The 11,717-nt window shown below is 42.3% G+C and carries 10 protein-coding genes; 4 read left to right on the plus strand and 6 right to left on the minus strand.

Annotated features, from left to right (window positions below; all coding sequences use genetic code 11):
- Window positions 1-271 precede the first annotated feature (271 nt).
- Window positions 272-694: a hypothetical protein gene (locus HWQ37_RS02865; protein ID WP_292743520.1), complete on the plus strand. Its 423-nt coding sequence runs from the start codon at window positions 272-274 to the stop codon at window positions 692-694.
- Between the two features lie 93 nt (window positions 695-787).
- On the opposite strand, the gene HWQ37_RS02870 is transcribed toward HWQ37_RS02865, so the two are convergent.
- Window positions 788-2,017, minus strand: a complete 1,230-nt coding sequence (locus tag HWQ37_RS02870) for a TetR/AcrR family transcriptional regulator (RefSeq protein WP_292743523.1) — start codon at window positions 2,015-2,017, stop codon at window positions 788-790.
- Window positions 2,018-2,189: 172 nt separating this feature from the next.
- Here HWQ37_RS02870 and HWQ37_RS02875 point away from each other — a divergent pair, with 172 nt between their 5' ends.
- From HWQ37_RS02875 to dusB, 3 genes are all read left to right on the plus strand, one after another.
- Entirely contained in the window at window positions 2,190-3,047 is an 858-nt protein-coding gene (locus HWQ37_RS02875) for an acyl-CoA desaturase (RefSeq protein ID WP_292743526.1), read from the plus strand.
- Window positions 3,048-3,155: 108 nt separating this feature from the next.
- Window positions 3,156-3,989, plus strand: coding sequence for an Rpn family recombination-promoting nuclease/putative transposase (locus tag HWQ37_RS02880; RefSeq protein WP_292743528.1), 834 nt, complete (start codon window positions 3,156-3,158; stop codon window positions 3,987-3,989).
- Between the two features lie 313 nt (window positions 3,990-4,302).
- The gene (gene dusB / locus HWQ37_RS02885) at window positions 4,303-5,358 is read left to right on the plus strand and encodes a tRNA dihydrouridine synthase DusB (RefSeq protein WP_292743531.1); all 1,056 of its coding nucleotides are present in this window, start codon (window positions 4,303-4,305) and stop codon (window positions 5,356-5,358) included.
- 338 nt (window positions 5,359-5,696) lie between these two features.
- Here dusB and HWQ37_RS02890 read toward each other — a convergent pair whose 3' ends face one another.
- The 5 genes from HWQ37_RS02890 to HWQ37_RS02910 form a co-directional block, all read right to left on the minus strand.
- Window positions 5,697-7,193: an Ig-like domain-containing domain gene (locus HWQ37_RS02890; protein ID WP_292743534.1), complete on the minus strand. Its 1,497-nt coding sequence runs from the start codon at window positions 7,191-7,193 to the stop codon at window positions 5,697-5,699.
- Window positions 7,194-7,292: 99 nt separating this feature from the next.
- Entirely contained in the window at window positions 7,293-8,066 is a 774-nt protein-coding gene (locus tag HWQ37_RS02895; protein WP_292743537.1) for a TIGR03943 family putative permease subunit, read from the minus strand.
- Window positions 8,067-8,196: 130 nt separating this feature from the next.
- The gene (locus tag HWQ37_RS02900; RefSeq protein ID WP_292743540.1) at window positions 8,197-9,249 is read right to left on the minus strand and encodes a permease; all 1,053 of its coding nucleotides are present in this window, start codon (window positions 9,247-9,249) and stop codon (window positions 8,197-8,199) included.
- Between the two features lie 1,005 nt (window positions 9,250-10,254).
- On the minus strand, window positions 10,255-11,262 hold the full coding sequence (locus tag HWQ37_RS02905; RefSeq protein WP_465249660.1) for a WD40 repeat domain-containing protein: 1,008 nt from the start codon (window positions 11,260-11,262) through the stop codon (window positions 10,255-10,257).
- A gap of 137 nt (window positions 11,263-11,399) precedes the next feature.
- Window positions 11,400-11,693, minus strand: a complete 294-nt coding sequence (locus tag HWQ37_RS02910; protein WP_292743545.1) for a hypothetical protein — start codon at window positions 11,691-11,693, stop codon at window positions 11,400-11,402.
- Window positions 11,694-11,717: the final 24 nt, after the last annotated feature.

Below are 11,717 nucleotides of genomic sequence, written 5' to 3' on the forward strand. Positions count from 1 at the left end.
AGTACCTCAATACGACTTTGAAGTACCTCAATACGACTTTGAAGTACCTCAATACGACTTTGGAGTACCTCAATACGACTTTGAGGTATCTGTTGCTTATTTTATGTAGTTTTTTTGACAGATTTAATAAGTTTATCAGTATAATCAACTAAAAATAATTAGGTCGATCTTAATTTGCTTTAATTTTTCCGAATTATCTCTCACAGAAGTTTATTGTTGCATTGGCTACAGTACATACAGTAATCCTATAACTTCTTCAGGAGCGCATCTCATGGCACGACTAAAACGCAGTTCACCAGATTTAGAAAAGGCTCTCCGTCGAATTGCAGGAATGCGATCAATTAGCCCGACGCTTGAATTTGGCAACGGATTAAATTTGATAGACTACGACAGCCGCATCCAAACCTTGCAAACCCAGCTATCTAACTACAACACTTCACTGTCTAGCATAGATGAAATGGCAGGTCGCCTCTCTCTAATTGAAGAAGAATTGCGCGGCTATTCTGAAAAGATGTTAATGAGTGTAGCAACCCATTATGGCAAAGACAGTTTGCAATATATCCAGGCGGGAGGGAAGCCACGCAAGAAATTATCACGCCGTTTGAGTAACACCCAATCCCCATCTGAGAGTATAGCTACAACCTTGAATGGTGCAAACAACAATGGTAAACAAACCTCTGTTGTTTTACCTTAATCGTTTAACTGCATCATGCTAATGAATTCTTAATTACGAATTACGAATTATTCGGTCACTGGCTCTGCGTCGGAGAACGCCACCTGATACTCCCTATCCTGGCTTATGATCCAATCGGGTAGCTTGCTCTAGAGCGGCTTTTTCTTTGGCTCGGCGGACATAGGGTTGTAATTGGGTGCGATCGCAACCTGTTAAAATACTCAAATTCTCCAAGGCAATCCCTCGCATTAACATTTCTACCCGCCAAGTTTGTTGTGCTTGTGCTATGGCTGGCGTTTGCCCTTGGGGAGTTAACAATCCCTCACTCCATATTTGCCAACGTGTCTCAAGTTCTGATTCTGACATGGGTGTGCTTGTTTCATTCAGAAACATGGCTATTTGAGCATCTTTACGACTTTTTAGCCATTTAATTAAGGGATTATTAGTAAAAGTGCCGTAGCGTTTGCCCAAAATCCACTGATTCACGGGGACTTGACGGACAAATCCGGGGATTGTGATTTGGAGGAAGTGTCCTTGAATATCGTATATTTGGTGCGATCGCTGCAAGCTAATTATTTCTGTCGTGGATAACCCAGCCCCAAATAATACGTAAGCCAAGGCATAATCTCGGACTCCAAATTTCCTGGCTTGTTGCAGAATTTCGTGAACTAAACCAGCTGGTAAATCAGCTACTTCTGTGCTGGTGAACCCTCGTTGTAAGGAGTTTATTGCTGATTCTGTTGAGGATGACATGGCTCCATGCAAAAACAACTCCACCAGATTTTCCAGAAAATCATCCCGATCCTCCCAAAGTTCGTGAAATTCGCTGGTAAACTCAATTACGGCATATCCCAAAATCATCCCATTTAGCAAACTCGCTAATTTTTCTGCGGGTAAATAGGTATTTAGGTGTCCTTGCTGGATTACAGTAGCTAAATACTGAGCTACATAACGGTTTGCCTCTGTGACTCCCCTACCTAGTGCGCGGCGATTTTCTGCCGGGAATTGGTCGGCTTCACCCACCACAGACCGGACAAACTCTGGTACTCGCTCTAATGCGTGTAAGCTGTCACTTGCATAATCTTTCAGAGCTTGGTAGACATTGCCTGGTGGTGTTGCCCGTCGCACTAGCGATTCACCTAAATCCTTAAAGGCTGCGGACTCTTCCAGCACAGCTAAAAGCAGTCCATGCTTATTCCCAAAATTCCGAAATAGAGTCACTTCGTTGACTTCGGCTTTTTCAGCAATTTGGCGGGTTGTGGTAGCGCTGACTCCGTGAGCAGAAAACAACTCAAGTGCAGCTTGAATCAAGCGTTGACGAGTAGAAATGAGTTGAGATGACATAGAGAAATGCAAGTGGCACTTGCAGGGTTATCAGAGTTCTGCTAGCATAACAAATGTAAGTGATACTTGCTTTACTCTACTGTAACGAACTAGTATACAGGGCGGGTAAATCTCTGTGGGATTATGCCCAATCAAAAGTAAATCACTTCATGATCCATCAACAGGAATTTTTATGACCGCAAATTTTGGGGCGATCGCTCCTGAGAAAGGCAACTCACCTCAACTCAGTTGGACGAATGTAGTATTTTTTACTACATTTCATGCTTTAGCACTTATGGCTCCTTGGTTTTTCTCCTGGCCAGCATTAGGTTTGCTAGTGTTTCTGCACTGGTTATTCGGGAGCATTGGTATTTGCCTGGGATATCACCGATTACTGAGTCACAAAAGCTTTCAGGTTCCTAAGTGGTTAGAGTATGCGATCGCCCTGATTGGAGCGCTAGCTTTGCAAGGCGGGCCAATTTTTTGGGTAGGTGGACACCGCCAGCATCACGCTCACACAGAAGATATCAATTTAGATCCCTACTCTGCTCAAAGAGGATTTTGGTGGAGCCATATATTGTGGATTTTCTACCCACGTCCAGAATTTTTTGACTATGACACCTATAAAAAATATGCCCCTGACTTAGCCAGACAACCCTTTTATTGCTGGCTAGATCGTTACTTCTTGCTGTTGCAAATCCCCTTTGGGCTGCTGCTTTATGCTTTAGGAGGATGGTCTTTTGTATTCTACGGAGTATTTCTCAGATGCGTTTTGCTTTGGCATTCAACCTGGTTTGTGAATTCAGCATCACACCTATGGGGTTATCGTACCTTCGATGCTAATGATGGCGCTCGTAATCTTTGGTGGGTATCCATCGTCACTTATGGAGAAGGCTGGCACAACAACCATCATACTTATCCCCACATGGCGAAATCTGGGTTGTCTTGGTGGGAGATTGATGTTACTTGGTGGAGCATCCTAGTGTTACAGACTTTGGGTTTAGCCAAAAAAGTTGTCTCGCGTCCTCCTCAAGGTGCAACTCACGGCTAAATTGCAACTAAAATATCAGGAATTTGTGATGCCGATTGCTTCCCGCAGTCGGCTTACTAATTTTTATCAGTAAAATCTAACGGTTTAAATCACCGCAATACATCAAGCGTGAAAACTGACAGCATTTTTTATCGCCTTTTTCAAGAACTTCCTGATATCTTTTTTGAATTAATTGGCAATCCACCCCAAACAGCAGAGGGCTATAAATTTTCCTCAATTGAAATCAAGCAAACTGCATTCCGTATAGATGGTGTTTTTCTGCCAACACAAGGAGAAGAAAATCCGATTTACTTTGTTGAAGTCCAGTTTCAAACTGACACAGAAATTTATTCACGCCTAATTTCCGAAATTTCTTTATACTTACGCCAAAATAAACCGAAAAATTCTTGGCGAGGTGTAGTTATCTATCCCAATCGCAGTCTAGATACAGCAGATATCAAGAATTACAGTGAATTTTTTACTAGCGATCGCATCAGTCGCATTTACCTTAATGAATTAGGTGAAACTGCATCATTGCCAGTTGGAATTGCTACGATGAAATTAGTAGTCGATGAAGAGGAGACAGCAATTTTAGCTGCTAGGCAGTTAATAGACAGAACCCAGCAAGAAATTAACATCGAACCACAACGGCGGCAGTTACTAGAATTGATAGAGACAATATTAGTTTACAAATTTCCGACAATGAGTCGAGAGGAGATTGAAGGTATGTTTGGGTTAAGTGATTTGAAGCAAACACGAGTTTATCAAGAAGGCAAGCAAGAAGGCAAGCAAGAAGGTAAGCAAGAAGGTAAGCAAGAAGGAGCGCGTGAAGAAAAGTTGAGAATGATTCCTTTGTTATTGAAATTGAGATTGAGCCATGAAGAAACAGCGAAAGAGTTAGGTTTGACTCTAGAAGAAATTCAACAAGAAATGCAAAAACAGGCTCCAAGTCAGGATACATAACCTACAATTACAGCAGAATTCAGAATTCAGAATTCAGAAGTGGCTACGCTAACAAAAGTAAAACAGGCTTTATACCTGATACCTGGCTTTGAGACTTATACCATTTCTTTATGAGGCTGCCCCAAATTTTCTTTCTTTGCGCCCTTTGCGCCCTTTGCGGTTCGTTCCTCATATAGTTTGGCGCATCTTCGTACAGTAATTAGTATTAGCTTGTCTACCTTACTAACTTGAAATTCTCTATATCCGCGATCGCATATCTACCTACATATTCTTACTATTTCCCATTCCCATTAATTTTTAATTAATTTTTTCTATGATTTCGCTCTCCCCTATTCTTCAAGCTAGACTCTCCCAACCCTTAAAGATTGGCTCCTTCGAGGTAAAAAGCCGGGTTCTCCAGTCGCCTCTATCTGGAGTGACAGATATGGTGTTTCGCCGTCTCGTGCGTCGCTATGCGCCAGATTCGATGATGTATACCGAAATGGTGAACGCTACGGGGTTGCATTATGTCAAGCAGTTACCCAAAATTATGGAGGTAGACCCCAACGAACGCCCAATTAGCGTTCAACTATTTGATTGTCGTCCAGATTTCTTAGCAGAAGCAGCAATCAAGGCAGTTGGTGAAGGTGCTGATACTGTTGATATTAATATGGGTTGTCCGGTTAATAAAATCACTAAAAATGGTGGCGGTTCTTCATTGTTGCGGCAACCAGAAGTAGCAGAAGCAATTGTGCGAGAAGTGGTAAAAGCTGTTGATGTCCCTGTGACAGTAAAAACCCGTATTGGCTGGAACGACAACGAAATTACCATTCTCGACTTTGCCAAGCGGATGGAAGATGCTGGGGCAAAAATGATTACGGTACACGGACGCACCCGCGCCCAAGGATACAATGGAAATGCCCGTTGGGAATGGATTACCCGTGTCAAAGAAGTGCTTTCTATTCCAGTGATTGCCAACGGAGATATTTTTTCCGTTGAAGCGGCGGTGAGATGTTTAGAGCAAACTGGCGCTGATGGTGTAATGTGTTCCCGTGGGACTTTGGGTTATCCGTTTTTGGTGGGAGAAATTGATTGTTTCCTGAAAACTGGGGAGATATTACCACCACCTACCCCAATTGGACGTTTAGAATGTGCAAGAGATCATTTACAAGCCTTATGGGAATATAAAGGCGATCGCGGTGTACGTCAAGCCCGTAAACACATGACTTGGTATGCTAAAGGTTTCGTTGGTGCTGCCGAACTCCGAGGACAGCTAAGTTTAGTTGAAAAAGTAGATCAAGGTTTGGCAATGATTGACCAAGCAATTGAAAAACTAGCTAAGGGTTATGAACTTGAAGAAGAAGCACAAGGTAATTTCGTAATGCTTTAAAACAAGTCGCAAGTCGCAAGTCGCAAGTAAGTTTTGTGTTAGCGAGTCTTCTCCCAAGGGGAGACGCTAAGAGCGAACGAGCGTCCGGGGACTTAAACCCCTAAACTTGTTAAAAAGTTGATTTTAAGTCAATACAGTTCAGTTAAGCAATTTTTTTCCTTCTCTTTCTTCTCTCTGCGTCCTCCGCGCCTTCTCTACGAGACGCTACGCGAAGGCGGTTCGTTAAAAAATTGACTTGGATAACAGAGTTTTAGCCTTAACTGAACCGTATTGGATTTTAAGTCCCCTGGCTAACGACGGCAGAACGAATTACGAATTACGAATTACGAATTATTCCCTCAAGGTAGCCATCGGGGATGAAATCCGGCTAAGGGGAGTTGTTCTGGTCTAATTTCAACAGTCGCAGCATCAGCGATGGGCAACAGAGGCATTAACCACAGACTACTGGTAGCGATAACATCTCCATCATCAGTTTTCAAAGTATTTGTGGGTAATGATGCTGAAGGATTTGTCTGGGGTACTACTTGGTCAAATAACAACCCCAAACCGTCGGCAGATAAACTCATTTGTACATTCCGTTGAGCGGGAGGCAGTACTAACAATGGTTTCTGTTGCCCGGTTTTCAGATCGATTGCCACCACATAGGGCTGTTCTATATATTGTTCCTTAGATACTAGCTGTGTCAGCAAGCAGTAAAGGGTGGGTGAGGCGATGTCAAATTGACAACTTATAATTGAACCTGTTGTTTTTAATAGTTGTTTCTGCACACCTTGGTTTGTCACCAAAAATAAATCCCGCGTGTAATCTGTATTAAACTTTACCATCGCTGCTTGAGAGCCATCCTTGGAAAAAGCTTGTACCAAACCAAACTGCGGTAGAAAATCTAAGGGTTTACTGGCATCACCTTGCAGTGGTAAAATAGCTGCTCCCTGTCCTTGGGCAACTGCTACGGCTTTACTATCTGGTGTCACCATAAAGTCTCCCCCCGGTTGGCTTTTTAGGCGTTTCGGGGTAGGTTTTTCTGCTGAACCATCACTAGTTGCTGGCATAAACCATAGTCCAAAATCGCCAGGATTAGTTTTATTTCCTCGCTGGATGACAATAGTTTGCCCATCAGGTGATAAGTCAAATTTCAGGTTTTGATAATCTTTACTATCTAAAGTTAGGTCAACTTTGCCTTCTGGTTCTGCTTTTTGTCCAGATTTAGCAGAAACGCCTGTTGTCACTGTATACAGTTGGGCGGAAAGTAAGTCTTGGTTATTTGCGGCGCGAGCAGAAAATAAAATTTTCTCTCCATCAGGAAATGACTCAAAGTCAATCACTGTCAGGTCTTTGGGCGTAAGTACCCTTTTTTGCTCTTGGGTTAAGTTGTAAAGAACTAACCGTCCCTGTTCTTCTTTGTCGGTTCCGATATAAAGTATGACGCGATCGCGTGTCCGAAAGCTACCTGTAAATGGCTGTATCAGGCGATTTTTGCCTTCTTGCTGGGCAAACTTATCTTTAGCTCCCTGTAACTGCACTTTATAATTTGTGCCATAAGGTGCTGGTGTCACTAGTGTATAAACCATCCGCCGCCCTGCCCAACTGAATTTACCTGCTAGGGGTGGCTCGATTTTCAAGTTATCTTCAACACTTTTTACTTCCATTGGGCGGCTGAAGGTGAGGGTGAAGGAATTATCTTCTGCCCCAATTTGTTGATTTTGCCAGGTGAATTCCCGGACACGAGCAGTTACCACATCACCTTGCAAAATGATTAACCCAATCAGTACACTTAGCAGTAGTATTAGTGCGATCGCTATACGATCTAGTGGTTGGAATGCTTTAGATTTAGTCATTGGTTATGGCATGGGGCATGGGGCATGAGGCATGGGGCATTGGCCGTTAGTTATCTACAAATGACTAATGACAAAGGACAAATGACAAATGACAAATGACTAATAACTATAAGGATTCTGGGGTTGAGGAATCTTTTTGAGAGAGGTAGCAGCAATGGTAAGTTGGCGTTTACCTGCCAAATTTTCTGTCACCATTTGTCCTTCTACTTCTAGCCAGGTATCAGCTGAGTAAGGCTCTTGATTATTTTGTAGTTTAACGGGCAATCCTACAGGGTAAGCATCTGCTGCACAGCAAGTTAAGACAAATCGTGCTAAAAACAAATATTCTTTTCCTATATCCGGCGGGTGAATGACAAATCCCTGCACCTTGACTTTTTGCCCTGTATATGTATCTGGCTCTGGATAAACATTGACGGTGCGTACCCAGTCCACAAGCGATCGCTCCTCTGGGCGAACAGTAGCGCGAAAAGCTTGCGGTTTGACACGTGTGCTTCCCAATAAATCAGTCGTCACACCCCTTTGGAGTGCTTTATCACTGGCAAAAACTTGCGGTGTAATAATAAAACCTAAAATCGCTGTAGTCAACAACAAAGCACTGCCCCAACCAGGGGGAAATAAACTAATATGCGGGGCGTTTGCTGTCACATCACGGCGACGACGTTGCCAAAGTTCCTGCATCTTGAAGAAACCAATAACGATCAAGGTGATACCTGTCAGGACCACGAACCAAATATAATTTGGGTGAATCAACAGGTTCAGCTTGTTAGTTAGCCAATATCTCAACATCAAACTGCCCCAAGCTGTAATTGCGATCGCATCCAGCCAAGGGAGTAACAGATTTGGAATTTTAGATTTGGGATTTTTGTTAGTCATTAGTTATTGGTCATTGGTCATTGGTCATTGGTCATTAAACAAAGGACAAAGGACAGATGACTTCATTGGTCATTGGTCATTGGTCATTAAACAAAGGATAAAGGACAGATGACTAATGACAAATCGTTTTTTAAAAGACGTGCAAGTTCAGGAAAAGGGTGAACACAAATGTTAATTGTGCTGCTAAGGCAAATAAGTAAAAAACCGTTTTGGGTTTAAAAATGGATAACATCAAACCAATGCCTTTGATGTCAATCATTGGCCCAAAGACTAGAAATGCCAACAATGAGCCACTGCTAAAGGTTGAGGCAAAAGATAGGGCGAAGAAAGAATCAACTGTAGAACAAATAGACACCACTACCGCTAATATCAGCATGACCACAATTGAGGTAATAGGCCCAGCACCCAAACTGAGAATTAATTCACGGGGAGCTAGGACTTGAATCGCAGCAGCGATCGCACTTCCTAAAACCATGACTCCGCCGAGTTCTCGGAATTCTTGAATGCTATTATCCACAACTAGGCGCAATTTCGCTGTCAGAGGTTTATCGGCAGTAGATATTGAGGTAGGCTGTACTAAATTAGCATCTATCCGCAGAGGTATACCTGCTTTTCCTCCTAAGATATAAGTCCCAGATTGCAAGATATTGGGTATCATTGCTTCCTCTTCTGCTTGGTAACGCTTACCACGGCGTTTGGTTTGGGGCTGCGCGGGTGGATTAAACTTCATATAACGAGCGATCGCAGGTTGGATTATGGGGTTTAAGTCCTTTTGAAAACTGAAAACATACCCGATAATTGTGGCAATTACTAAGGAAAATACGACTCTTAAGACTACTATTTCTGGCTGATCTCGAAATGCTGTCCAAGTTGACCAAATTACAATTGGGTTAATTGTTGGTGCTGCTAGCAAAAAACCAATGGCGACTGGTGTGGGTACTCCCTGAATTAGGAACCGCCGTGCTACCGGCACATTCCCGCACTCACACACCGGAAATAAAAAGCCGATCATACTGCCAACTAAAGCACCCAGTAGCGGATTTTTGGGCATTTTTTCTACTAGTTTGCGCTCATCAACAAAAAATAACAGCAAACTGGAGAATAAAACCCCAAGAAGCAAAAAAGGCATCGCCTCGACTAGCAGACTTAAAAATAGCGTAAAACCATTGTTCAATTGATTCATGTGCGTCGCAGTCAAAAGCGGTTTTGAGTTTTAAGGTTCTGCCTAGTCATTCTATCGAAATGGGGATCAAAAGCAGTTCGGGAAAATTAAACATCATTTAAGTAGCAAGTTATCTACCTTGAGAATAGCGCTTAAGCGCTGCAAACCTTTGTTTAACAAGAGATAGTGATTTTTACCTGAGTGCATTTACTGACGATGACCATTTTTAAGATTGCTTAAGTTCAGAAATTGTTCCGATCTAGAGGGCAAGTAACTGCACAGATGATTTGAAATTACCTATGTTTATACTTACAGTAATTTGCTAGATAAGATATTAGTTCGGCTGTATTTTCATCAACTATTCACAGTTCTTCAAAATTTAGGTATCGCTGCTGGTTGCTACAATGATTGATTTTGACTAGTTATAGCAAAATTCGATCTGAGCTTTGGTTGATTGATTTTTTACTACAAAAACTTTAAAAAGGCAAGACAAAAGTTTAGCAGATACGGCAAATGATTGGGGACTCTTTCGCCGTTAGCGCCAGCCTGACTTTTGATATGACGTGAAAACTTGAGCTATGGGGAGTTACTAAAGAGCCGGTCCAGTAGAAGTACTTGACCGAAAATGCAAGATATGGGTGTTGTTAAAATCGGGGATTTTAGGATTCCATTTTATGCTTAGGCATAGCCCGTCGTAGACATCGCTAAAAATCAGACCCAAATATTTCACCCAAAATAGGCGTTTTATCCTAATACACTTAATTTATTTTTTGTCAATATATATTAGTGGACCGGCGCTCTAAGCCTTGTAAAGATCATCAAAAATATATCCCCGATTTCTGAAAATAAATCGGGGATATATTCCAATACCGTTCAGTTAAGCAATTTTTTCCTTCTCTTTCTTTTCTCTGCGTCCTCTGCGCCTCTGCGGTTCGTAAAAAAATGACTTTGATAAACACTAATAGCCTTAACCGAACCGTATTGGGATATATTTTACACTTTCACGATTATTTTGTCCGATCGCTGTTACTTACGTTTTATTGGAATGCCCCAAATCAGGATTTGGCGATCGAATCCACCACTGGCAAGAATTTTACCATTTGGACTAAAAGCGATCGCACTTACCCAGTCTGAATGTCCATTCAGTGTATTTACTAACTCACCTGTAGTTAAATTCCACAATTTAATCCCATCTCTGCCGGCACTAGCAAGGGTTTCTCCATCGGGATTAAGAGCGATCGCATTTACCCAGTTATTATGTCCTATGAGGGTGCGGACTAATTCGCCAGTATTAGTATTCCACAATTTTATGGTGCGATCGCGGCTAGCACTAACTAATGTTTGTCCGTCTGGTGTAAAGATCACAGTACTAACAGCATTAGAATGAGCTACGAATTCACTGATTAATTTACCAGTACTCAAATTCCACAGCTTGATTACACCCTTATTATCACCACTAGCTAAGGTCTGTCCATCAGGACTAATGGCTAGGGTATAAATTAAGTTATCAAAACTTACTAAAGTCCCTAGAGGGCGCTGCTGTAGCAAATCCCACAACCGAATCCCATCCAAAGCCCCACTGACTAGAACTTTACTATCAGGAGACACCGCTAAAGATAATACATTACTAGTGTGTCCGACGAAAGAGCGGCTAAATTTTAAATTTCTCAGGCTCCAGAGGTTAATTGTATCGTCATCACTACAACTAACCAGGGTTTGACCATCTGGTGAAATCAGTAAAGATTCTACGGCTGCTTTGTGTGCTTTGTTAATAGTCGCCAACTTTTTGCCGTTTCCTAGATTCCACAGGCGAATTATACCCTCGTTTTCAGCACCACCACTCACAAGAATTCTGCTATCTGGACTGAAAGCGAGGGATTTAACAGTTCCGTTATGTCCTCTAAGTCTGTAAAGTACTTGAGCATTAGCAAAATTAGTGTTAGTTGGGGAGTTTGGCGTTACTTCAATGGCAGCATGAGCTTGATTAATGTAAAACCCTTCCCAGGTAATCGCTGGAAGGGCAACAGCTCCCATAAATGCCAGGATAATATACGGTCGCAGAAAATTACCGCCACCTCTTCCCTCACTACTCACTCTTTTTCCTCACTTTTATAGATACAGTTAAACCCAATAAATTTTGCAGAGTTATTTAAGTAATAACTCTGCATATCCTAAAGAGGTGGTTTTTTCTTAGCAACGCTTAACATTGGTAAAGGCGCACTAGAAGAACGAGAGGGCAAATAATGTTGCACTACAGGCTCCTCTGGCAAAGGACGACGCTGCTGGAAGCGCCACAACTTAAAGCCTAGCGCTATTCCTGCCGTTCCTAAACCAAAAGCAAACAACGACCAGCTATCATTCAATCCGCCAATCAGGGCATCCATAACGCCCATCGTCATCAACCCACTAATTAGTGGCTCTTTTCGGTAGGTTGACTTCAAAAAACGAGGTAATACAGCATTCATCACAGCTTGGTTGGTTCCAGTTCA

It is taken from the genome of Nostoc sp. NMS4 (assembly GCF_017115095.1).
Taxonomy (GTDB): domain Bacteria; phylum Cyanobacteriota; class Cyanobacteriia; order Cyanobacteriales; family Nostocaceae; genus Nostoc.

Coding starts and splice junctions, on each gene's coding strand:
- HWQ37_RS02890 (WP_292743534.1), bottom strand. CDS start 7,193: ATGACTAAATCTAAAGCATTCCAACCACTAGATCGTATAGCGATCGCA.
- HWQ37_RS02865 (WP_292743520.1), top strand. CDS start 272: ATGGCACGACTAAAACGCAGTTCACCAGATTTAGAAAAGGCTCTCCGT.
- HWQ37_RS02900 (WP_292743540.1), bottom strand. CDS start 9,249: ATGAATCAATTGAACAATGGTTTTACGCTATTTTTAAGTCTGCTAGTC.
- HWQ37_RS02870 (WP_292743523.1), bottom strand. CDS start 2,017: ATGTCATCTCAACTCATTTCTACTCGTCAACGCTTGATTCAAGCTGCA.
- HWQ37_RS02895 (WP_292743537.1), bottom strand. CDS start 8,066: ATGACTAACAAAAATCCCAAATCTAAAATTCCAAATCTGTTACTCCCT.
- HWQ37_RS02875 (WP_292743526.1), top strand. CDS start 2,190: ATGACCGCAAATTTTGGGGCGATCGCTCCTGAGAAAGGCAACTCACCT.
- dusB (WP_292743531.1), top strand. CDS start 4,303: ATGATTTCGCTCTCCCCTATTCTTCAAGCTAGACTCTCCCAACCCTTA.
- HWQ37_RS02910 (WP_292743545.1), bottom strand. CDS start 11,693: ATGAATGCTGTATTACCTCGTTTTTTGAAGTCAACCTACCGAAAAGAG.
- HWQ37_RS02905 (WP_465249660.1), bottom strand. CDS start 11,262: ATGGGAGCTGTTGCCCTTCCAGCGATTACCTGGGAAGGGTTTTACATT.